Annotated in this window: 24 protein-coding genes; 13 read left to right on the plus strand and 11 right to left on the minus strand. The window is 63.7% G+C overall.

The genetic code is table 11. The features are described from left to right. The first annotated feature begins 144 nt into the window (after positions 1–144). A complete protein-coding gene (locus ACU18_RS01905; protein ID WP_050683848.1) occupies positions 145–648 on the plus strand; it encodes a mycothiol transferase in 504 nt (167 codons plus the stop codon). A gap of 62 nt (positions 649–710) precedes the next feature. On the opposite strand, the gene ACU18_RS01910 is transcribed toward ACU18_RS01905, so the two are convergent. Then, on the minus strand, positions 711–908 hold the full coding sequence (locus ACU18_RS01910) for a hypothetical protein (protein WP_050683849.1): 198 nt from the start codon (positions 906–908) through the stop codon (positions 711–713). A 259-nt stretch (positions 909–1,167) separates the two neighbouring features. On the opposite strand from ACU18_RS01910, the gene ACU18_RS01915 reads away from it, so the two are divergent. Together ACU18_RS01915 and ACU18_RS01920 are read left to right on the plus strand one after the other, a co-directional pair. After that, positions 1,168–2,259 carry a TerC family protein gene (locus ACU18_RS01915; protein ID WP_050683850.1) on the plus strand — a complete coding sequence of 364 codons (1,092 nt, stop codon included), beginning with the start codon at positions 1,168–1,170 and terminating at the stop codon, positions 2,257–2,259. A 236-nt stretch (positions 2,260–2,495) separates the two neighbouring features. Continuing rightward, the gene (locus ACU18_RS01920; RefSeq protein WP_197273493.1) at positions 2,496–4,739 is read left to right on the plus strand and encodes an Ig-like domain-containing protein; all 2,244 of its coding nucleotides are present in this window, start codon (positions 2,496–2,498) and stop codon (positions 4,737–4,739) included. A gap of 58 nt (positions 4,740–4,797) precedes the next feature. On the opposite strand, the gene ACU18_RS01925 is transcribed toward ACU18_RS01920, so the two are convergent. After that, the gene (locus tag ACU18_RS01925; RefSeq protein WP_050683852.1) at positions 4,798–5,049 is read right to left on the minus strand and encodes a hypothetical protein; all 252 of its coding nucleotides are present in this window, start codon (positions 5,047–5,049) and stop codon (positions 4,798–4,800) included. A 169-nt stretch (positions 5,050–5,218) separates the two neighbouring features. Here ACU18_RS01925 and ACU18_RS01930 point away from each other — a divergent pair, with 169 nt between their 5' ends. The 3 genes from ACU18_RS01930 (at position 5,219) to ACU18_RS01940 (ending at position 7,964) form a co-directional block, all read left to right on the plus strand. After that, positions 5,219–5,995: a type 1 glutamine amidotransferase domain-containing protein gene (locus tag ACU18_RS01930; RefSeq protein ID WP_050683853.1), complete on the plus strand. Its 777-nt coding sequence runs from the start codon at positions 5,219–5,221 to the stop codon at positions 5,993–5,995. Positions 5,996–6,202: 207 nt separating this feature from the next. Continuing rightward, positions 6,203–7,303, plus strand: a complete 1,101-nt coding sequence (locus ACU18_RS01935; protein WP_050683854.1) for a N5-glutamine methyltransferase family protein — start codon at positions 6,203–6,205, stop codon at positions 7,301–7,303. A 55-nt stretch (positions 7,304–7,358) separates the two neighbouring features. After that, complete coding sequence (locus ACU18_RS01940) at positions 7,359–7,964, plus strand: SOUL family heme-binding protein (RefSeq protein WP_050683855.1); 606 nt, start codon at positions 7,359–7,361, stop codon at positions 7,962–7,964. Positions 7,965–7,989: 25 nt separating this feature from the next. Here the strand turns inward: ACU18_RS01940 and ACU18_RS01945 are convergent, their stop codons facing one another. From ACU18_RS01945 to ACU18_RS01960, 4 genes are all read right to left on the minus strand, one after another. Continuing rightward, entirely contained in the window at positions 7,990–8,559 is a 570-nt protein-coding gene (locus ACU18_RS01945; RefSeq protein ID WP_197273494.1) for a DM13 domain-containing protein, read from the minus strand. Positions 8,560–8,678: 119 nt separating this feature from the next. Continuing rightward, positions 8,679–9,635, minus strand: a complete 957-nt coding sequence (locus ACU18_RS01950; protein WP_050683871.1) for a lipid kinase — start codon at positions 9,633–9,635, stop codon at positions 8,679–8,681. A gap of 52 nt (positions 9,636–9,687) precedes the next feature. Beyond that, positions 9,688–11,232 carry an HD domain-containing phosphohydrolase gene (locus ACU18_RS01955; protein WP_050683856.1) on the minus strand — a complete coding sequence of 515 codons (1,545 nt, stop codon included), beginning with the start codon at positions 11,230–11,232 and terminating at the stop codon, positions 9,688–9,690. Positions 11,233–11,284: 52 nt separating this feature from the next. Then, the gene (locus tag ACU18_RS01960; RefSeq protein ID WP_050683857.1) at positions 11,285–12,040 is read right to left on the minus strand and encodes a hypothetical protein; all 756 of its coding nucleotides are present in this window, start codon (positions 12,038–12,040) and stop codon (positions 11,285–11,287) included. Between the two features lie 270 nt (positions 12,041–12,310). Here ACU18_RS01960 and ACU18_RS01965 point away from each other — a divergent pair, with 270 nt between their 5' ends. Both ACU18_RS01965 and ACU18_RS19830 read left to right on the plus strand, forming a co-directional pair. Further along, entirely contained in the window at positions 12,311–13,702 is a 1,392-nt protein-coding gene (locus ACU18_RS01965; protein ID WP_050683858.1) for an OFA family MFS transporter, read from the plus strand. 1 nt (position 13,703) lies between these two features. Then, a complete protein-coding gene (locus tag ACU18_RS19830; RefSeq protein ID WP_197273495.1) occupies positions 13,704–13,847 on the plus strand; it encodes an MFS transporter small subunit in 144 nt (47 codons plus the stop codon). 82 nt (positions 13,848–13,929) lie between these two features. Here the strand turns inward: ACU18_RS19830 and ACU18_RS01970 are convergent, their stop codons facing one another. Continuing rightward, entirely contained in the window at positions 13,930–14,850 is a 921-nt protein-coding gene (locus ACU18_RS01970) for an NADP-dependent oxidoreductase (protein ID WP_050683859.1), read from the minus strand. A gap of 131 nt (positions 14,851–14,981) precedes the next feature. Here ACU18_RS01970 and ACU18_RS01975 point away from each other — a divergent pair, with 131 nt between their 5' ends. The 3 genes from ACU18_RS01975 to ACU18_RS01985 all read left to right on the plus strand — a co-directional run bounded on the left by ACU18_RS01975 (position 14,982) and on the right by ACU18_RS01985 (position 16,472). Next, positions 14,982–15,332 carry an ArsR/SmtB family transcription factor gene (locus ACU18_RS01975; protein ID WP_082178128.1) on the plus strand — a complete coding sequence of 117 codons (351 nt, stop codon included), beginning with the start codon at positions 14,982–14,984 and terminating at the stop codon, positions 15,330–15,332. Next, the gene (locus ACU18_RS01980; protein WP_050683861.1) at positions 15,329–15,820 is read left to right on the plus strand and encodes an SRPBCC family protein; all 492 of its coding nucleotides are present in this window, start codon (positions 15,329–15,331) and stop codon (positions 15,818–15,820) included. The genes ACU18_RS01975 and ACU18_RS01980 overlap by 4 nt, the downstream gene beginning before the upstream one ends. Positions 15,821–15,992: 172 nt before the next feature. Beyond that, a complete protein-coding gene (locus ACU18_RS01985; protein WP_050683863.1) occupies positions 15,993–16,472 on the plus strand; it encodes a mycothiol transferase in 480 nt (159 codons plus the stop codon). Between the two features lie 81 nt (positions 16,473–16,553). Here ACU18_RS01985 and ACU18_RS01990 read toward each other — a convergent pair whose 3' ends face one another. The 4 genes from ACU18_RS01990 to ACU18_RS19500 all read right to left on the minus strand — a co-directional run bounded on the left by ACU18_RS01990 (position 16,554) and on the right by ACU18_RS19500 (position 18,911). Beyond that, the gene (locus ACU18_RS01990) at positions 16,554–17,306 is read right to left on the minus strand and encodes an alpha/beta fold hydrolase (protein ID WP_231685985.1); all 753 of its coding nucleotides are present in this window, start codon (positions 17,304–17,306) and stop codon (positions 16,554–16,556) included. 828 nt (positions 17,307–18,134) lie between these two features. Further along, positions 18,135–18,356 carry a hypothetical protein gene (locus ACU18_RS02000; protein ID WP_050683868.1) on the minus strand — a complete coding sequence of 74 codons (222 nt, stop codon included), beginning with the start codon at positions 18,354–18,356 and terminating at the stop codon, positions 18,135–18,137. Positions 18,357–18,381: 25 nt separating this feature from the next. After that, entirely contained in the window at positions 18,382–18,606 is a 225-nt protein-coding gene (locus ACU18_RS02005; RefSeq protein WP_050683869.1) for a hypothetical protein, read from the minus strand. Positions 18,607–18,617: 11 nt separating this feature from the next. Then, a complete protein-coding gene (locus tag ACU18_RS19500; protein WP_157407517.1) occupies positions 18,618–18,911 on the minus strand; it encodes a hypothetical protein in 294 nt (97 codons plus the stop codon). Positions 18,912–19,135: 224 nt separating this feature from the next. Between ACU18_RS19500 and ACU18_RS19505 the strand changes: the two genes are divergently transcribed. Together ACU18_RS19505 and ACU18_RS19170 are read left to right on the plus strand one after the other, a co-directional pair. Continuing rightward, positions 19,136–19,696 carry a DUF6308 family protein gene (locus ACU18_RS19505; protein WP_157407519.1) on the plus strand — a complete coding sequence of 187 codons (561 nt, stop codon included), beginning with the start codon at positions 19,136–19,138 and terminating at the stop codon, positions 19,694–19,696. A gap of 91 nt (positions 19,697–19,787) precedes the next feature. Further along, complete coding sequence (locus ACU18_RS19170; RefSeq protein WP_231685986.1) at positions 19,788–20,153, plus strand: DUF7255 family protein; 366 nt, start codon at positions 19,788–19,790, stop codon at positions 20,151–20,153. The last annotated feature ends 156 nt before the right edge of the window (positions 20,154–20,309 follow it).

The following is a 20,309-nucleotide window of genomic DNA, read 5'->3' on the forward strand; positions in this document are numbered from 1 at the left end:
TCGAGGCCCCAACCAGCACCTGGTTGGGGCCTCCCACATTTAACAACCACACCCCCCCGTTGACCTATCAGATACGGCCCCCAAACACCCCGAACAACAACCACAACCGATACCACAACGAGGGGCCCGGTAGACTCGGACCCCATGAACACCAGCGAACTCCTCCTCGAGAGCTTTGGCCGGATCCCGGAAGCTGTGGAAGCCACCCTGAAGGGCCTCGACACCGACAAGCTGACTTACCGGCCGGGCGGTACAGGAAACTCGATCGCCTGGCTGCTGTGGCACCTTGCGCGGGTGGAGGACGCCCAGGTGGCGACCGTTGCCGGCCTGGAACAGGTCTGGATGGCCCAGGACTTCGCCGGGTCCTTCGGCTTGGAGCTGCCCGTGGCAGATACGGGCTACAAGCACTCCAGCGAAGAGGTGGACGCCGTCAACGCCTCAGCCGAGCAGCTGCTGGCCTACTACACGGCTGTGCACCAGCAGACGGTGGCCTACGTAGGTGGACTCACCGATGAGGACCTGGACCGGATCGTCGACCGCCAGTGGGATCCGCCGGTAACCCTGGGAGCCCGGTTGGTGAGCACCATCGTGGACTGCGTCCAGCACGTGGGCCAGGCCGCCTACGCCAAAGGCCTGCCGACTAACTAAGGCGGAAGGCCGTCGTCGTCCGCTTCATCCTGAGCCCACGAGGCTAAGTGCCAGGCACCACGTCAATCAGCTTGGCCGGCTGCCTGCCGCTTGTCCCGGCGAGGGGTGAGCTGTCCGTAAACGATCCAACCCGCAACGGCTGCCAGCATGAGAAGGCCCAGCTCCGGCGGCACGTGGCCCAGCGCGGCCAGGGGTGTCAGGGCGATGCCCAGGACACAAAGGACAAGAAGCCCTACGCGGTACGGTCGTTTGGTGATCATCAGGGTTACCTCCCAGTCGCGGTCCCTTCCAGCCAAGCACGATGGCATGCTAAGTCAAGTCAATCGCGCCATTTGCAGGTCCCCGGTGCAGCACCACCACTAAGCATGGGTTAGGATTTAAGCATCAAGGGGAGTACTCCCGTCTGTGATCGGCCCGTCAATACGGATGCAGCGAAGCATCCCGGGCCCATCGGTTCCGGCTCCAGTCCGGGCGGAGGAGACCTTGGCGTCATGTCAACGCCTACCCTTGGAGTACCCCATGCAGGTAACACCACTGATCTGGATCATCACCCTTGCGGTGACCGTCCTGTTCTTCGTTTACGAATTCTTCGCGCACGTGCGCAAACCCCACGAACCCAGCATCGCCGAATCGGCCCGCTGGTCGGCGTTCTACATCGGCCTGGCGCTGGTGTTCGGCGTCGGGATCGGCCAGGTATCCGGTTGGACGTACGGCGGTGAGTACTTCGCCGGCTACCTGACGGAGAAGGCACTCTCGATCGACAACCTGTTCGTCTTCCTGATCGTGATGACCGGCTTCGCGGTCCCCAAGAAATACCAGCAGAAGGTGCTCATGGTGGGCATCATCATCGCCTTGGTGCTGCGCGGCGGGTTCATCGCCATCGGCGCCGGGCTGATCGAGAACTTCTCCTGGATCTTCTACATCTTCGGCGCGCTGCTGCTCTTCCTGGCCTACAAGCAGGCGTTCGGCGGCCACGACTCCAACCCGGCGGACGGCAAGTTCATGCAGCTGGTCCGCCGGGTCCTGCCCGTCACGGACGAGTACCACGAGGACAAGCTCACCGTAAAGAAGGACGGCAAGCGCTTCGTCACCCCGATGCTGCTGACCATCATCGCCATCGGCTTTGTGGACCTCATCTTCGCCGTGGACTCCATCCCCGCCATCTACGGCCTGACCGACGAGGCCTACATTGTCTTCACCGCCAACGCCTTCGCCCTGATGGGCCTGCGCCAGCTGTTCTTCCTCATCGGCGGGCTGCTGGAACGCCTGGTGTACCTGGCCCAGGGCCTGGCCGTCATCCTCGCGTTCATTGGCGTGAAGCTGGTCTTCCACGCCCTGCACGTCAACGAACTGACCTTCATCAACAACGGCCAGCCGCTCCTGTGGGTCCCGGAGATCCCCATCTGGTTCTCGCTGCTGTTCATCGGCGCCACCATCACCGTGGCCACGGTCGCGAGCCTGCTCAAGACCCGCGGCGACGGCACCAAGAAGGACCGGGACACGTTCGACGGCGGTCCGGTCGCCTCGGCGGACACGGACGGCGTGGACGCGGACACCGATCCCCGGCATGCGGCGATCACCAGCTCCGCGGGCGAAACGTCGCGGCACTAACCACACGGGCTGACTGACGCCCACATAACGGACGACGACGGCGGGAGCTTGGGTTCTAGCGGTCGTCGTCGTCCGTTTCTGCGCAATACCGTCGTGTGGATTTCCGCACGTCTTCACCATTCGCCACAGTTAGAGCATTTACCGCCAAAATGCTTCGATGCTGGTGATTTACTGACGCTACTCAACCTGTGATTTGGCCTTTCGCCAGATTTTGCGAATTGATGGGAGCTGTCAGCATGAAACTGCGACGTTGGGGAATCGGCGCCATTGTTGCCGTCGTGCTGTCGGGCGGTCTTGCTGCAGGCCCGGCGTCGGCGGTAGTTCCTCCGATCACGCCCGGGCATCTGCCATACCCGGCAGGCGGAACGTCAGTGATGGGACAGGGGACGGACTCCGGCAACCGGAACGCCCAGCTTGCAGAAACTGTTCCGGCCCAAATCACGAAGTCTTGGAAGGCAATACCACCCTTCTGTCCGTCGTCGGGAGGTAGTGCTTCCATCTCCATCAGCGTGTCCGGAAACAGAACAGTAGTGGTGGACACACAGCACCAATGTTCGTGGCTTTCCGCATACGAAACAGTCAGTGGGAAGCTGCTGTGGCGGCATGCCTTCCATTTCTCGGCGCAGGCGAAAATCGTCGGCTCGAAGGTCTATTTTGCCCACGACAACATACAAACGTCATCGCCAGAGACGCTTGACGCATACGACATTAGTACGGGAAAGCTGCTGTGGAGTTCCGAATCGGGAGGGAAAGACCAAGTAGTTGTGGGCTCCGGCCTAGCCATGAGCAGCCTGTACGGCCTGGACGCGACAACGGGGTCACTGAAGTTGGTCTTTGATCAGGGCGCTTCGACCAACAGTTCGCTCCTCATCGACGGTGGAAAGATTCTCCACAACGCCCATGAAGCCGTGTCAGCCTTTTCCGTGACAACGGGCAAACTTCTCTGGCGTTATGCGAAATCTTTGGCTCCTTTTACTCCAGGGGAAGGAATGTCACCGATTTCGGTCCATAACGGCCGACTTTATGTCCCCAGCGTTCGCTCCGAAACTAAGACTTTGGTCCTCGATGTTGCAACGGGGAAGTTTGTGCGGACGCTCCCTAACAGCGAAATTTCCATTGCGTTTGACGGGCGCACCGGAATCTTCACCTCATCAGAGCAAGATAAGCCCGCGGCGGTGAGCGCGGTGGATCTGGAAACCGGAACCGTCCAGTGGACTCACCGGCTCGGCATGCAGGACCTGAACTATGGTTACGACGTACTTTCATCCGCGCCCGTCATCGCGAATGGTCTGGTGTGGATCCTGGCTGGGTCGGACACGTTCACGGAGGGTCAACTTATAGCATTGGACGAGGTCACAGGCCTGGTCAGAAGTGGTACAGCTGTTGGGTGCGCGCCCGCAATGGGCGGCAACCTAGCCATTGCGCAGCACCGCATCATTGTGCCCACGAATTGTGGAGTGCAGAGTTTTGTGCCGGGGCCCCCTGACAAGGTCGCGCCGGTCGCTGAGACCCGGACGCCCGCGCCGATTGCCCCGAGCGTGGACCAGGCTGCTGACGTGACAGTGGGTTTCAATGAGGCAGTGAGGGGCGTCAATGGTGCAACGTTCACGCTTCGCAACCCGGCCGGGACCCGCGTGCCGGCAGCTGTGAGCTACAACGAGACCACACGCGTAGCGACACTTAATCCCGGAGCAGATCTTGCCCCGGACGCCAAATACACCGTTGAACTGACCGGTTCCGCATCCGGTATCCGGGACACATCAGGCAATGTCCTGGCAACAACTAAATGGAGCTTCACCACAGGTCCCGCCCCCACCGTCACGACGACCAGCCCTGCCCTGCTGGAAACCGGAATGGGACTGACACAGAACGTCACCGCCACAATGAGCGAACCCGTCACGGGCGTGAACGCAACGACGTTCACCTTGAAAGATCCCGCCGGGACGCTCATCCCAGCAGCCGTGACGTACAACGCCACCACCCGGGTGGCAACCCTGAATCCGACCAGCAGCCTTAGGGCCGACACCGTGTACACAGCGACGCTTTTTGGCCAGGCCATCCGGGACGGGGCAGGTAATCCGCTCACCGACTATACGCACGTAAATCAACCAGGCCTCACCAGGATTTGGACTTTCACCACGGGTCCCAACCCGAGAATCATTGCGAAGAAGCCTGCCAGCAACGCCACAGGAGTGGGCCGAAGTGCACCTGTCACGGTGACGTTCAGTGAGCCGGTCATCGCAACCGGCGTCGGGAACACCATCATGCTTCGGAACTCAACAACGGGAGCAATGATCCCCACAGCCCGCTTTGACTACGACGCCGCAACGCGAACGGCCACCATGTATCCTCGCGTGGTCATGCCGGCCAACACCAGGTTCACTGTCACTATCAGCAACCCGATTGGCGTCAGTATTCGCGACTTGGCTGACAATCCCCTGATCGGTCCAATAACGTGGAGCTTCACCACAGGGCCCTGACCGCTAAAACGGAAGGGCCCGACGTCGGGCCCTTCCGTAAGTGCGTCCGGCGACGCCTCTAGTAGTTGTAGCCGAAGCTGCCGATGTACTGGTCCATGTACGTGTTCCAGTGGCAGGGCGTCACGTTGATCACCGGGCCGCCGTAGGACTGGATGGCGGCCCGCAGCTCGGCGGAACATTCGGACATGGAGGACCTGTACACCTGGTAGGTATTGAAGTCCGCGTGGGCGGGAGCGGCCAGCATGAGGGCGCCGGCGCTCAGCGAAACACCCACGGCAGCTGTAGCAAAAACACTCTTGATCTTCTTCATCGTTGACCCCAATCGATGGAACAGCTGTGGCATTTGCCGCAGCGGAGCAACCTGCTCCTGCCTTCGACGCTATGGCACAACCGGACAAGCACCAATGGGTCCAAGTCCCCATGGGTGAAACATAAGCCTACTGACGAGTAGGCTAGTGGATGGACGAAAGGAGCATTTCATGAAGAAAATCCTCATGGTACTGACCAGCGTTTCCGAGATCGGCAACACCGGAGAGAAGACCGGCTACAACGTGGCCGAAGCTGCCCACCCCTGGAAGGTGTTCCGGGACTCCGGGCACTTCGTGGATTTCGCCTCCATCGAGGGCGGCCAGCCGCCGCGCGACGAGGTGGACACCGACGACCCCACCCAGGTGGCCTTCACCGAGGACGAAACCACCCGCGCCGGGCTCTACAACACCGCCCGCGTGGACGTGGTGGACCCGGACCAGTACGACGCCGTCTACCTGGTGGGCGGGCACGGCACCATGTGGGACTTCCCGGACAGCGAAGGCCTGCAGAAGCTGGTGGCCAGCGTCTACAACGCCGGCGGCCTGGTGGGCGCCGTCTGCCACGGCCCGGCCGGCCTGCTGAACGTGGAGCTGGCCAACGGGCTGCGCCTGGTGGAAGGCCGCAAGGTTGCCGCATTCACCAATGACGAGGAAGTTGCCGCCGGCAAGGACAAGGTCATCCCGTTCTTCCTGGCCGACCGCCTGACGGAACAGGGCGCCAAGCACGTCTCCGCCGGCGTCTGGGAGGAGCAGGTGGCGGTGGACGAGCGCCTGGTCACCGGCCAGAACCCCGCCTCCGCTGCCGGTGTGGCCAAGGAGATGGAGAAGCTCTTCGCCGAGGTCATCCACCAGGAAAAGGCCGAGGAACAGCACGACGCGGAAGCCCTCCGCGCTGAGAAGGACGCGGAAAAGGAAGCCAAAAAGGCTGCTGAGGACGCGGAGCACTAACTCCTGCAGCACGCTTGACTGACGGCCGTCCCGATGGTGGGGCGGCCGTCGGCTGTATCCTGACAAGGCCGGTTCAGGCTTCCGGCACTCCCGCAATTGTTGCCCGCCCACGGGCCCTTGGAATGGATCCTTATCAGTACTGACACACCGGGCCCCGCGGGAATCCCGACGCCGGCCCCCTCGCCCTCCGCTCAAGACCGCATCCTCGTGACGTGGGACGAAGCCGGGGAGAACAGGAGCGCCACCTGGCGTTCGGCGAACGGCCGGCCGGCGCCCAAGCGCGTCGAAGTGGTCACCGACTCGCTCACGGCCGATGACGCGAACCGGATGGCGTCGCAGGGGATCGCGATGCTCTGGCACGGCGATTTCCACAACGCCCGCCAGATCCTCAACGCCCTGGACCGGCGGGTAGGCGCCGGCAAGAAAGTGGCGGGTACACCTGGTGACAGGTTTTACCGGCACCGGCAGACGCGCTCGCACCGGGCACGCATCCTGGGCCTGCTGCTGGTACCCCTGGATCCGGGTCCGGTGGTGCCGCTGCGCCGCGCTCCGGATCTCCGGTCGGCCGCCGCTGAAGCATATGGCTCCATCAGCGAACCGTCCGTGGTGTCCCTGCACGAGCTGGTCGGGGCGATCGGTGCCCACGAGTGGCGGCTGAAAGGCGTCCACGTCGATGCCCTGCAGGCCCGCATCCACCCGCATTACGGGACGTTTTTCCCGACCCGGAGCGAGTACGTGGACCTTGTGGCTGAGGCGCCGCTTCCCTCAGACACCCTGGCATTCGACATTGGCACCGGCACCGGGGTCCTCGCTGCCATCCTGGCCCGCCGCGGCGTACAGCATGTGGTGGCGACGGACAACGAACCGCGGGCCATCGCGTGCGCCGGCGAGAATTTCCGGAACCTCGGGGTCGAGGAGCGGGCGGAGGCGGTCCTGACCGACATGTTCCCGCCCGGACGGGCGCCGCTGGTGGTGTGCAACCCACCCTGGATTCCGGCCACGCCGCACTCCAGCCTGGACAGCGCCGTGTACGACCCCGGCAGCCGCATGCTGTTCCGGTTCCTGAATGAACTGACCGACCACCTGTCGCCTGGTGGGGAGGGCTGGCTGGTCCTGTCCGACCTGGCCGAGCACCTTGGCCTGCGGTCGCGCGAGGATTTGCTGGCAGCCATCGAGTCGGCCGGCCTCCGCGTGGTGGACCGGCTGGACACCAAGCCGACGCACGGTAAGGCAGCGGACCGGGACGATCCTTTGTTCGAGGCGCGCGCGGCCGAGGTCACGTCGCTGTGGCGGCTGGTTCCGCGCTAGGCGTCGGGCCCCGTCTCTCGCTGCCGTCCTAGGATGGGCGTAGGGTCTGAGGACCATGACAGAACAGCAGCCGTACACCGTTGTCCGCTCGTATCCGCATTTCGAACTGCGCCGCTATCCCGCCTACGTGGTGGCGGAGGTGCAGGTCCGGGCGGAATTCGACCGGGCCGGCAACGCAGCGTTCCGCAGCCTGTTCAACTACATCAGCGGCAGCAATGTGGCTGGCCGGAAGCTGGCCATGACGGCGCCAGTGATACAGGGCAGCGGGGCGTCCACTCAACTGGCGATGACCGCCCCGGTACTCCAGCGCGGCCCCGTCAGCGGAAACGGCGCAACCGATGAGTTTGCGGTGGCCTTTGTGCTGCCGGCGGGCCTGAGCGCAGCCTCGGCGCCTGTCCCCATGGACCCCAAGGTGCAGATCCGGGACGTCCCGGGGTCCTTGGCGGCGGCCGTGCGTTTTTCCGGCAACGGATCGGAATCGGCGTTTGCCAAGCGCACGGAAGGACTGCTGGCGGCGCTGGCACTGGCCGGGCTTACGGCTGTGGGGGAGCCTCGGTTTGCCCGGTTCGATCCACCGTTCAAGCCGTGGTTCCTCCGCCATAACGAAGTTGTCCAGGACGTGGCGGAAACCGTGGCGGGGGCAGAGGCGTCCGGCGGCTGAGCGCGGGCGCTGGCCAGGGGCCGGACTACGCTTTCAGCTCGGCGGCAGCGAAGGACACGGTGAACCTCGCGCACCAGATGGTGACGGAGCTGTAGTCGCCCAGCACCGCCGCGGCCGGGATCTCGTAGTTCTGATCGCCCTTGTTGGCCTTGAGCGCGCCCAGGTCCAGGTATGCGCCGTCGTCGAAGACCTGCCAGCCTGGCGGCCCCTCGATCACCGGCGCGTCGGTGAGCCACACCCGGAGGTCGGGACCGTCGGAGGTATCAAGGCCCTCGAACCGGAGGATCCGGCTCCCGTCCGGCAGCTCAAGGATCCGGACCGATCCCGAGCTGGCGTGTTCGTGGCTGACGAGCTGGCCCGTTGCCAGTTCACGTGGACCTGCGACGGCGGTGGGCGCGGCCGTCGTCCTCGTGGCCTCAGGAGAAGCGGCCGGAGACGGAACGGCGGGTGGTGCGTAAGCCGGGACAGCGGTTGGGATAGCCTCGGTCACCGTGGAGCTGGTGAAGATCCGCCACGGCTGGAACAGGTACAACCCCACACCCACCACGATCGCGGCCACGAGCAGCAGAGCGGGCACCATCACACGCTTGGTCATACACCCTCAACGCCCGGATTGATGGCGATGTTCCGCAGCGTAGTCGTCCAAGGCGACGCGACCGTAGGTACGTCCTCGTGACGGCTGGTCCCGCAGGAGCAGCACGCCGCCGTCGCGAATTACGACGGCGGGAGGTCACCGCTGCCGGGCCCGTCGTACAGGGCGCCGGTGCTGCTTTGGGGCACGATCACGTGGACGGCGTTGCGCTGGACGGTGAAATCGGTGGGCGTGGTGGTGGCGATTTCGCCGTCGAGATTCACCGGCATGGGCTGGTCCGTAACTACCCGGACGCTGCGGCTGGTGAAGTGGTGGACTTTGTCGTGCTTGATGAAGCTGCCGTCCTTGAGCAGCCGGGCGATGCTGACGTGCTCCCGGACGGGTCCGGCCAGGATCGCGTAGATGTCCAGGGTGTGGTCGTCGATGCCGGCCGTGGGGGAGACGGTGTTGCCTCCGCCGTAGTGCCGGCCGTTGCCCACTGCCACCTGCAGCAGGTTGTCGAGTTCCATGGTGGGATGGTCGCCGTCGGGGAATTCGAGCCGGGCGCGGAAGGGCTGGTGCCGGGTGTACGCGCGGACGGTGGCGACGGCGTAGGACAGCGGGCCGAGGTACCGCTTCAGCCGGGGGCTCAATGCTGCGGTGATGCCTACGGACAGGCCAAGGGAGGCGACGTTGAGGAACGGGTGGCTGTTGGCCCGGCCAAGATCGATGTCCACCACTTTGCCCTCGGCGAGGGTGGCTCCGGCTTGGGCAAGATCTGCGGGGATCTCAAGCGTCCTGGCGAAGTCGTTGGCAGTGCCCAGCGGCAGGACGCCGAGCACCACGTCGGTGCCGGCAATCCGGCCGGCGGCGGAGGTCACGGTCCCGTCGCCGCCACCGACCACCACCAGGTCGTGCCCGGCAGCAAGGACCTGGTCCAGCGTGCCGGCCAGGTCCGCGCCGGTAAGCACATGGTGGACGGCGGTGACGGGCACTCCCGCCTTGCGCATGGCGTCAACGGCCAGTTGGTGGGCCGCCCCACGGCGTGACCCGGCGTTGATCACCACGGCGGCGGAGCGGGCATCGCGGGGGGATCTCATGGAGGCCATCGTAGGGCGCGGACCTGTGGGTTTCCTAAGGCGACGGCGCCGATTAATGAGTCAGGCCATTCCGTACCGCGAACAAGGTGGCACCCACCCGGTTGGTTGCACCGATTTTGGTGTAGATGTGCTCCACGTGGTTGCGGACGGTTTTGGTGGAGAGGAGCAGGCTGGCGGCTATCTCGGCCGGAGCCATTCCGTGGCACAGCATGCCGAGGATTTCGAGTTCCCGAGGGGTGAGCCCGGCCGGAGGGGCGGGCCGGCGGTGGGGCTGCTGGCCCGCGGCTGCGAGCACGGCGTCCGCAGCCTCGGGGCTGATCCGGCCGGCTGAGACTTCCTGCCGAAGCCGGCCAGCTGCATCGGCGGGCGGAAGCGCGGCCCGGTGCGGACGCGGCTCCAGGGAGGCGCCGTAGGAGTCCGCCGCCGCCAGGATCCGCTGCTTAATCCCCAACTCCGTTCCGCCGATCCCGCGGGGGTAGCCGGACCCGTCCATCCGCTCGTGGTGCAGGCCGGTCAGGGCCGCCTCACCCTTCAGGCCGGGTACGCGGCTGAGGATCCGTTCTCCCAGGTACGGATGCATGTGGATGCGTTCCAGGTCCGCCTGGGAGAGGGGTCCCTTCTTGTCCCACACCTGGTTGGACACTCCGAGCCGGCCCAAGTCGTGGACCCATCCTGCGCGGCGGAGCTCAGCGACATCGTCGGCCGCAAGTCCGTGCACCTCGCCGGCGGCGGCGGCGAGGGCAGCCACGGCGCGGGAGTGTCCGGCTGTGTATGGGGATTTGAGGTCGGCGAAGTCACCCACCGCGCGGAGCACCGCATCAAGCTGGGGGCCGGACAGGGGAGCGTCGGCGGGCGCCAGGTCCAGGGCTGCCTGCCAGCAGTCGACCTCGAGGAGTCCTTCGGTGAGTGCCTCGGCCTGTTCGATGAACAGGTTGGCCAGGGCTGGATCGAACTGGCTGCCGCGGCGTGCCCGCACCATGGCCACCGCACCGGCCACACCCTCCTGGCGCAGGTAAACCTCTGCCGTATCCGCGAGATGCATGATCCGCATCTCCAGCGGGATGGCCGGACCCGCGATGCCGTCCGGCAGGCCCTTGCCGTCCCAGCGCTCAAAGGTGTGGGCAAGCAGTCCTGCCACGCCGCCGTCGAGCCCTACATTGCTGGCCAATGCCCCGGCGGAGATGCAGTGCGAGGCAATCATGGTGCGCACCGCTGCGCTGCCCGTCACCGCAAAACGCGTCCAGTATGCAATGCGGGCCATTGGCGGGAGGCCCGCGCCGGCATGGCTGAACATGCCGGCGTACATGGGCAGGCCGTGCTGGTCGCGGTTGTAGTAGTCGGCGCGGAAAGCGATGTCGTCCGTGAACAGCGCTGCCAGTTCAAAGGAATCCGCGTGGCAGCCGATCCATGCCACCTGGTTGGCGTAGTAGAGCCTGCCCTGGCCGGCAGCGTCGACTCCCGCGGCCCCGGCGATCCGTAATGCCAGCAGGCAGGACCGCAGCATGTGCTCCATCGGTTGCCCCAGCCCCAGGTCGATGGCGAGCGAGAGTGCGGCCAGGATTTCACTGCGGCGGGGTCCAGCCGGTGACTGCTTCACACGGCCATTCTAGGGAGCCGCCGCCGCGGACGACGGAAACCGGCCGCCATCTTTATGACGTCTGGCTGTTTCCGGTGCGTGCCCTGGTGGTTTTCTGGCCAGTGGGACGTGCTGTGGACGGGAACCTGACGCCCAGCCCGGCTCCAAACAGTCCACGTTGCGGAAGCCAAAAGTCTGCCATCTGGTCCTGCACTTCCAGTGCCCCCGGCATGCCCGCGTCTTCGCCCAGGATGGTTGCCTGGGAGTCCGTGACCAGCCACAGCTGCCGGGGCTGGGCCTGGAAGGTCTGGCCGTTGGGCACCACCCCGGAGACCTTCATCTTGCCGGCGTTCAGCAGGGGCCCGGCGAATGCGCCCATGGCGCGGAGCACTACGTCGCTGCGCCATAGCGTTTCGGGCATCCGGACCGCCATGGCGGTCAGCATGGAGGTGGCCGCGGACGTGCCCAATTGCAGGTGCCAGTCAACAACGCCGGGGACCGTGACCAGGGCGGTGAAGGGCCCGCTCCACCGAATGTCGACGTCGGTCTCCACCGTATGGTGCACGGCCGCGCCGAAGTAGCGTGCGCAGCTGAACTCCGGTGCGGCGTTGGCGTATATAGTCCACTCGCCGCCGGGCGTGCGGTGCCAAACGGAGCGGTAGCCGGGGCCAACGGAACTCACCGGGAAATCCCGGAAGGCCAGGTAGTGGCCGCTGGTAAACGGCAAGCCCAGAACCGCGTAGCCGGCGAAGTGCTCGGCGGCGTCCTCCGGTAGCTCGGCAAGCTTCGGTGTTGCCCCTGCTGATGACTGCGGCTGGTAGGTGCTCATGGCCGCCTCCTTTTCTCCATACCGTGAGCCTAGGACCGGGCCGCAGACAGGGCATGGGGCAAGCGCCTCATCTTGTTGCACGGGACCGGGACAGGGACCGGATCTTTCCGCCGTCCTACCGCTCCCCGTCAATTACCCACCGCTCGGCGCGCCATTAGTACGTTTGCTGATGATCAGGAACATGATTGCTACAGGCAACGGTGCATGGTGGGGGTCTTGCGCCTCAGCCGCGATCGGACAATGACGTCGACAACCACAAGGAGCACACTTATGGGCTGGCTGGACCGTAACCACACCATCGCCCCACCGGGCTTCAACCGCTGGCTGGTACCGCCCGCAGCGCTCGCCGTGCACCTCTGCATCGGCCAGGCGTACGCCACCAGCGTGTACAAGACGGCACTGGTCAAGCATTTCGATGCCAGCCTGACCGAGATCGGCGTGATCTTCTCCATCGCCATCGTGATGCTGGGCCTCTCAGCGGCCATCATGGGCACCTGGGTGGATACCAACGGCCCGCGCAAGGCGATGTTCACCTCGGCAGTCTTCTGGGCCAGCGGCTTTGTGATCGGCTCGGTTGGCATCTTCACCAACCAGCTCTGGCTGGTCTACCTGGGCTACGGCTTTGTGGGTGGCATCGGCCTGGGCATCGGCTACATCTCGCCCGTGTCCACCCTGATCAAGTGGTTCCCGGACCGGCCGGGCCTGGCCACAGGAATGGCCATCATGGGCTTCGGCGGCGGAGCGCTGATCGCCAGCCCCGTCTCCACCGCGCTCCTCAGGCTGTATGATCCCAACTCCGGCGCGCAGGGCTGGGTGGCCAGCGGCGACGCCGTCGGAAAGCTCTTCCTGACCCTCGCCGTCGTCTACCTCGCGTACATGCTGTTCGGCGCCTTCACCATCCGGGTCCCCGCTGACGGGTGGCGGCCGGCCGGGTTCGACCCCGCCAAGGTCAAGGCCGCAAAGCTGGTCACCTCGGAGAACGTCAGTGCCAGGAACGCCATCAAAACCCGGCAGTTCTGGCTGGTGTGGGTGTCGCTGTTCTGCAACGTCACCGCCGGGATCGGCATCCTGGAACAGGCCGCACCGATGATCCAGGACTTCTTCCGCCAGGCCGACGGCGTGTCCCTGGTCAGTGCCGGCGTCGCCGCAGGATTCGTGGGGCTGCTGTCCATCGGCAACATGGCGGGCCGCTTCGCATGGTCCGCCACTTCAGACATCACCGGGCGCAAACGCATCTACATGGTGTACCTCGGCATCGGCGCTGTGCTTTACGTGGTGCTGGCGCTGGCCGGTTCAACCACCACCATCCTCTATGTGGCACTGGCGTTTGTCATCATTTCCTTCTACGGCGGCGGCTTCGCCACTGTACCGGCCTACCTACGGGACCTTTTCGGGACCTTCCAGGTGGGCGCCATCCACGGCCGGCTGCTGACCGCCTGGTCCGCCGCCGGGGTGGCCGGGCCGCTGATCGTCAACGCCTTCCTGGACGCCCAGGGCAAACCCGGGCAGTTGAACGCCGCGTCCTATCAGCCGGCGCTGCTGACCATGGTGGGGCTGCTGGTGGTTGGTTTTGTGGCCAACCTGTTGGTCAAACCGGTGGACGCACGATTCCACGAATCAAGCTCCGGCCGCGGCCGGAACGAACCTGCCATGGAGGCCTGAAATGAGCACCGAAAGCACCCCGGCCGCGCACACCCCAGTGAACGCTTCCACCGGCAGGCTCGCCGTGGCCTGGGCCCTGGTGGGAGTGCCCCTGGCTTACGGGGTCTACGAAACCCTCACCCGCGTGTCGGCGCTGTTCGGGTGAACCCGGTGGGCTGACAGCACTCACATGATGGGTTAACCGGCGGCACCGGGACGGTCGAACATCGCCCCGGTGCTGGCCCGTTTTAGTCCATGGCCAGAATGATCTTGCCGCGGGTGTGGCCTTCCATGTTGGAGCGGAACGCATCCGCGGCTTTCTCCAGCGGGAACACTTCGGCAACCTCCACCTGGATCTTCTCGCCGTCCACCAGGTCGGCGAGCTTTTGCAGGTCGGCGCCCACCGGGTTGACCCACATCCATTCCCCGCCATGCTGCTCAACGTCGCTGTCCGCAATGGACGCGTGCCGGCCGCCGTCAGCCAGCACCGCGAGGGTGGCTTCGAGGTTGCCGCCCACAAAGTCGGCCACGACGTCCACACCGTCGGGGCGCAGTGCGCGGACGCGGTCTGCTAGGCCGTCGCCGTAGGCTACGGGCTCGGCACCGAGGTCGCGGAGGAAGTCGTGGTTCTTCTCTGATGCGGTTGCGATGACTTTGGCGCCCAGTGCTGCGGCGATCTGGATGCCTAGCGAGCCCACGCCACCGGACCCGCCGTGGATCAGGACAGTTTCGCCGGCCTTGAGGCCCAGCCGGTTGAGGACCTGGTAGGCGGTGAGGCCGGCCAGCGGCAGGCCTGCGGACTCGTTCCAGTTGAGGGTCTCGGGCTTGCGGGCCAGGACGCGCTCCGGCAGCGCGATGTACTCAGCGAAGCTGCCGCCGTGGACGTAGTCCTTCCGGCCGTAGGCGATGACCTCTTCGCCGGGTTGGAACTGCCGGGAGTCGATGCCCACGGATTCCACCACACCGGCGACATCCCAGCCGGGGATGGCGGGAAACTGCAGGTCCATAACGGCGTCTAGGCCGCCGGACATAATCTTCCAGTCCACCGGGTTCACCGACGCTGCCTTGACCTTCACCAGGACCATGCCGGGCCCCACTTTGGGCAGTGGCTGCTCGCCGTACTCGAGGACGTCGGGGTTGCCGTAGGTGCTGTACGTAATTGCTTTCATGACTTCGACAACGGCTTCACAGCACGCCCCTATTCCGGATCCCGTCGACATGTGGCGCAGATAGCAGATCGGGAATCACCAGACATCGGAGCCTTGTATTTACGCTGATGCGTAATTAGGCTCGAGTGCAAATGGATGACCTGAGTGCGATTTTCCTTGCGCTGGCGGATCCCACCCGCCGTGCCTTGTTGGCGCAACTGCAGGGGGGTGAAGCGACGGTGACCGAACTGGCCGCTCCGCACGCCATCAGTGTTCCCTCCGTGTCCCGCCACCTGAAGGTACTCGAGCAGGCGGGGCTGATCATCAAGTCCCGGTCGGCCCAATGGCGGAACTGCCGGCTTGAAACTGCTCCGTTGCAGCAGGTGGAGGAGTGGATGCGCCCGTACCGCGATTTCCTGGGCCCACGGCTGGACCGCCTTGAGGCTCAGCTCGCGGCAAAGTCCGAGGACCCTGTTGAGCCCACCGAACTGGAGGACAGATGACCGACTACCCAATTCAGGATCGAAGCTTTACCCTTACCCGAACGTTGGCTGCCTCTCCGCACGCAGTGTTTACCGCCTGGACGGACCCCCGTCATCTTGGTTGGTTCCATAACCCCGACATGCCCACGCCGGCCGAGCCCATTGAAGTGGATCTTCGGGTTGGGGGCACGTGGAAGCAGCAGATGATCGTCAACGAGGAACTCAGTTATCCCACTGGTGGGATCTACCTGGAGATTGTTCCTGACGAGCGGCTCGTCTTCCGCTGGGGAGCGGTGGGAGGCTGGCCAGAGCTCGACGGCGAGAACGAACTGACGGCCCCGGTTGTCACGGTGCAGCTCAACGATTTGGGAAAGGAGACGGAGCTCGTCCTCACAGTTCAGTTCTCCGAGCATCTGGACATCGAAGGGGTACAAAAGCTCATGCTGGGCGGTACCCGGGAAGGTTGGGCTGCCACCATGGACAGGGTCAAAGAGAGCACCGCCCTGTGATGCTCTCGCTGCTGGGAACCGCCGGACCTGCGGTCCTCCACGAGCGGTTCGACAAACTCTCCGTGGACGGTGCGGTACTCAATCCTCTCTCCACGAGACCCTGGGGCGCCTCCGATGGCCAGGTCATTGATCGCCATGGACTTCACTGGCTTGTCGGATCTGAGCACGCAGCGTGAGCGACGCCCCATTGCTTGCCCAGCTGGCGAGTGCGCGGACGCATGTTCTTCGAACAGTCGAAGGCCTCAGCGACGATCAGATGCGCCAGGCTTTAGTCCCGTCCGGCTGGACAATGACGCAACTGCTCAACCACTTGGCCTTCGACGACGAGATGTTCTGGATATCGGCGGTGCTCGGCGGCGATGACAGGGCAATTGCAGCACTCCACAACGGGTGGGCGTCCGAACCGATGACCGGACCTGAGGCCGTCACCATCTACAAGCGTGAAATTGCGCGAAGCGAAGAGATCCTGGCGGCGGTGGACCTGGACGCCCCGCCCCGCTGGTGGCCTCCGGCCACCGTTTTCGACGCACCACCCGTGTCCACGGGTCGTGAGGCGGTGTTCCGCGTACTCGCTGAGACGTCCGTCCACGCGGACCACCTGGACATCGTCCGGGAGCTCATCGATGGGCATCAGCATCTTGTGGTGAGTTAGCCGCTTGCCTCAGCGCTGATGTAACCCGGTCCGGGGGGCAGAGGGCAGACGTACGACGGCGGGGCCCGGCTACGCGCCGTGTCAGCCGAGGGTGCGCAGGAAGACGGTGATGTCCTCCGCAACGCGTTCCGGGCATTCCCACAACACCAGGTGCGCTGCGTCGGGGTAGGTCCTGAGTACCGAGCCCGGGATCCTGGCGGCCAGTGTCTCTTGGTCCGTGCGCGGCAGCAGGTTGTCCTGGCCGCCCCAGAGGATGAGCGTGGGCGCCTGGATGGTCCCGGATTTGCTGGGAGGGATGGCTCCGCAGAGCCCGTTGAAAATGCTTTTCCACGCGTGCGCGGGCATGCTGCGGCCGTCGCGGACACGGTCCATGATGTACCAGGCCGGGACGTCGTGGACGAGCGGAAACCAGGTGAGCGAGTTCCGCACCCACGCCTCGTCGAGCGGATCGGTCAGGGCGTCCACCTCGTCGGCAACGGCGGGCCGTCCCTGCAGGCTCAGGGGCGACCCCACCAGCACCAGCGCCGTCACGCGTTGGGGATGAGCAAGCGCAAGTTGCTGGGCCACGTACCCGCAGCTTGAGGAGCCGACGACGGCGGCGTGCGGCAGTTCGAGCGCGTCCAGGATTGCTGCGGCGTCCTCCGCCTGCTTCGTCAGGGAGTAGCCGCTCAGCGGCTTGTCCGCGTCGCCCTGGCCTCGGAGGTGCGGTGCATAAGTTCTGCAGCCGGTCAGCTGGGGGATCAGGCGGTCGAAGCTCTTGCGGGATTCGCCCCAGGCGTGGAGCAAGAGCAGGGGAGTGCCGGTCCTGCCGGTGTCCTGAACGAGGCACGGCACCGTGATGCCGGTGCGGAGCCGGGGCTGGGGTTCAGGCTACGCCTCCATCTACGCTGCAGCGGGTCGGTGCCGAACGCCCTGGACTCGACAGGCCCTGTTCGAACGCAAATTTTCCTGAAAGTCGATTAGCATGCTCTAAGCAGTCCGTGCAGGGCAATACATTATGGGGGATTTAGAGATATGAGCGACGAGGAAAAATTGGTGGGATCGTTAGTGCTATCGCGCTAATTTCCGACGAGAGAGCTTGCGATTACATCCCTGAATACTACGGAGTGAACAATGACCACGGGGTTGCTTTTACCGGAGGCTCCGGGTCCTCGTATGGCGAGCGTAGAACGGCGTCCTGGCGCTGCTCCTCGCGTTCCTTGTCTACCGGGCCGGAGTGGAGCCGGCATTCAGGCCGCTCTCAGGCCCCGTTCCTAAACTGGTCATATACCGCGGGCGGCAGCGCCGGCATCAACAACTATTGGGGAGAGGCCACAATGAGCGGACACGAAGTTCCGAAGCTGAAAGTAGAACAGAGAACACTTGTATGGGACTCGGCAGCTGAGACCCAAGTGATGTGGCTTGAGGGATTCATCAATCTGCCCCTAGGGTCCGTAATCCAGTTGCACAGCAAGACGGCTCCCATTGCCGGCGAAGCGACCATTACAGGCGTGACCCTGTTGGCTGGCGACGAGACACGGCCTCTGACACTGCGCCTGGACTGCAATGTATCCGCGGGCTGGGACGTGCATTACGAAGCTGTAGACCAGTAGCCACCTCCGCATAGCACGGAAGGCCCCAAGCCAGCTCTAGGACTTGGCTTGGGGCCTTCAGTGGATGGGACTATGAGCGGTGAAGAACCAGAACCTCGAAATCATCGGCCCGAACCTCTGAAGCTTCGGACTTGGAAACAATGTAGTCCGCCCGGTCAACGTCACTGATTGAGCCTGCCAGTGTCGTCAGCTTGCCCTCAGTGTAGGGCTTCACCACCGTGAGGACCTTCCCATCCTCGTCCAGGAAGATGTCACCCTTTTTCAGATCTTTTTGCGCAATGAATTTAGCCATCCAGCCAGCATAGCCAGACGACCAGCTACCGTATGAATCGGACTAGGTCAGCGATCCGGTCCATGTCATGCGAGTACTCTTTCTGGTGCTCATCCGGGAGAGCACGTACCAAGTCCTCAAGGATGCCGTGGACCAGTTCGAGAACTTCCCCCGTCATCCTGACCTTCCGTTCAAGCTCGTCCTGATTCAGGTAGGCCATCGCCCCCAACTCGGCGTTGTCCTTCACTTCCTCTAAGTCGTTGTTGTCCATTTCGGTCCTTCCTAGTTCCACAAAGCGAATACACCCAAAGCCAAACTAACAACCCCAAGTATCAAGCCAGCCCAGTCCCTTCTTCCTGCTTTGCTTACCAACCGGCCCAGGTTCCTCCAGTCCACAAGTAAAAACAGCCCAAGCAGACCAGCCACTAGCGAGCCGACTGTGAATACCCACTTAAGGAAGCTGCCGCTTTCACCTGCGTTTCCTAATTGGAAGAAGACCGCTATATAGACCAGCCCAATAGTCAAGACCAGCGTATAAATGAAGGCCTTACTCTGTGCCCCTTGAGTTTTCAGCATGTCTCGAATACTAGGGCACTCTGGAACCGGCTCAGCGCACGTTGTGTTTGCCGAAGTCTGTCGGCCTAAAGGTGCCGTCCCAGATAGCGACCCAAACATCCGGGCCTTCGCCCCAGCCGTAATTAACGCCGACAATGCTTACCCGGTAACAAATACCGCCTTTGAACCAAGCCCGGACATCACCAACGAGGAGTCGTTAGCCGCTGCTGAGTCACACGAATAGGATGAAGCTCAGCAGGAACCGCTACGGGCTCCACTTTGACAGGCTACCCACCGTGGCGGGGAATCGAATCACATCAGAAGATATCGTTGCAGTTTCCTGCCTTTCCGTGCATGTTCCAGCAGCAGCAGTCAAAATCCTCAGCGGCCAAGCGGATGAGATTTCGACCCTCTTGTCCCGTATCCCGGATTTAAATTTGGAAGAAATACCGATCGATCAGCACGAAGGACTGTTCGGAACCGGATCTGCAGCTTTGGAGTTGTGGCTGCTGTTGCGTAACCACGTTGGGATTGGGCCGACCACGGCCAGCAAGCTTATGGCGCGCAAAAGGCCTGGTCTTATCCCAATTTATGACTCCGTTGTTGCCCGCGTAACTGGCTTCGATTCCTCTGCGGGTACATGGAGGGCGTGGCATAACGCCTTATCTTCCGATGAGGCGCTCAAAATCGGCTGGGGCGGTTGCGCGATTCTGCCGGGCTGGAGCGAGTCCCCTTATTGCGCATCCTGGATGTTGTGCTGTGGATGGACGGCAAAGGCTTTGTGCAGCCGGAACGCATCGACCTAGCAGAGAGTGGGTAGTCGTGCCTGTTGGTGAGGCCCAGGCAGATTTCGCTCGAGCAGCGGCTAGAGACGGAATCTACCTTGAGGTGGCTAAAGTGCCCTGGATCAACCAACGGGGGCATTTCGCTCTTCCCAGCATCGCTGAATCGATTGCAGGCCCCGTCTTGGACACCATTTTTCATGCCTTGGGCGGAGAAGTCGCAGCGCAGCAGGGTAAACGGGCGACGCCACCGACCGGGGACTTCTTTCATCCCGCCACGGGAACTTTCATCGAAACGGATGAGACCCAGCACTTTACGACCTATCGCCTGCAGGCGTTGGAACTTTATCCGCCAAGAGTGCCGCCCGGTTTCGAAGCCAATCACTACAAACACTTGTGCCATCTGCGTGCTCGCACTGCAGACAGATATTTTGCCAAGAAGGACGCCACTGGGTTCGGAGCGGCGGGTGTCAGCGGGTAGGCAGCGGCAACGCGCTTACAACAACACGCTGCGTGATTTGGCCATTCCAACGATGGGACATCCGCCGCTAATCAGGGTATCCATCCTCGACAACGACGGTGCGCGCGCGTACTTGCGTTAACGCGCAGCGCTCATCTGAATATGGCAGTTTGATTC

Source organism: Arthrobacter sp. ZBG10, assembly GCF_001238605.1.
GTDB lineage: Bacteria > Actinomycetota > Actinomycetes > Actinomycetales > Micrococcaceae > Arthrobacter.

Bases quoted from the DNA above. Each gene is read 5' to 3' on its own strand.
- ACU18_RS01975 (WP_082178128.1), top strand. From the start codon at position 14,982: ATGGATGACCTGAGTGCGATTTTCCTTGCGCTGGCGGATCCCACCCGC.
- ACU18_RS02005 (WP_050683869.1), bottom strand. From the start codon at position 18,606: ATGGACAACAACGACTTAGAGGAAGTGAAGGACAACGCCGAGTTGGGG.
- ACU18_RS02000 (WP_050683868.1), bottom strand. From the start codon at position 18,356: ATGGCTAAATTCATTGCGCAAAAAGATCTGAAAAAGGGTGACATCTTC.
- ACU18_RS19505 (WP_157407519.1), top strand. From the start codon at position 19,136: ATGAAGCTCAGCAGGAACCGCTACGGGCTCCACTTTGACAGGCTACCC.
- ACU18_RS01925 (WP_050683852.1), bottom strand. From the start codon at position 5,049: ATGAAGAAGATCAAGAGTGTTTTTGCTACAGCTGCCGTGGGTGTTTCG.
- ACU18_RS01960 (WP_050683857.1), bottom strand. From the start codon at position 12,040: ATGAGCACCTACCAGCCGCAGTCATCAGCAGGGGCAACACCGAAGCTT.
- ACU18_RS01910 (WP_050683849.1), bottom strand. From the start codon at position 908: ATGATCACCAAACGACCGTACCGCGTAGGGCTTCTTGTCCTTTGTGTC.
- ACU18_RS19500 (WP_157407517.1), bottom strand. From the start codon at position 18,911: ATGCTGAAAACTCAAGGGGCACAGAGTAAGGCCTTCATTTATACGCTG.
- ACU18_RS01980 (WP_050683861.1), top strand. From the start codon at position 15,329: ATGACCGACTACCCAATTCAGGATCGAAGCTTTACCCTTACCCGAACG.
- ACU18_RS01930 (WP_050683853.1), top strand. From the start codon at position 5,219: ATGAAGAAAATCCTCATGGTACTGACCAGCGTTTCCGAGATCGGCAAC.
- ACU18_RS01945 (WP_197273494.1), bottom strand. From the start codon at position 8,559: ATGACCAAGCGTGTGATGGTGCCCGCTCTGCTGCTCGTGGCCGCGATC.
- ACU18_RS01965 (WP_050683858.1), top strand. From the start codon at position 12,311: ATGGGCTGGCTGGACCGTAACCACACCATCGCCCCACCGGGCTTCAAC.
- ACU18_RS01905 (WP_050683848.1), top strand. From the start codon at position 145: ATGAACACCAGCGAACTCCTCCTCGAGAGCTTTGGCCGGATCCCGGAA.
- ACU18_RS19830 (WP_197273495.1), top strand. From the start codon at position 13,704: ATGAGCACCGAAAGCACCCCGGCCGCGCACACCCCAGTGAACGCTTCC.
- ACU18_RS01970 (WP_050683859.1), bottom strand. From the start codon at position 14,850: ATGAAAGCAATTACGTACAGCACCTACGGCAACCCCGACGTCCTCGAG.
- ACU18_RS01920 (WP_197273493.1), top strand. From the start codon at position 2,496: ATGAAACTGCGACGTTGGGGAATCGGCGCCATTGTTGCCGTCGTGCTG.
- ACU18_RS01915 (WP_050683850.1), top strand. From the start codon at position 1,168: ATGCAGGTAACACCACTGATCTGGATCATCACCCTTGCGGTGACCGTC.
- ACU18_RS01940 (WP_050683855.1), top strand. From the start codon at position 7,359: ATGACAGAACAGCAGCCGTACACCGTTGTCCGCTCGTATCCGCATTTC.
- ACU18_RS01950 (WP_050683871.1), bottom strand. From the start codon at position 9,635: ATGAGATCCCCCCGCGATGCCCGCTCCGCCGCCGTGGTGATCAACGCC.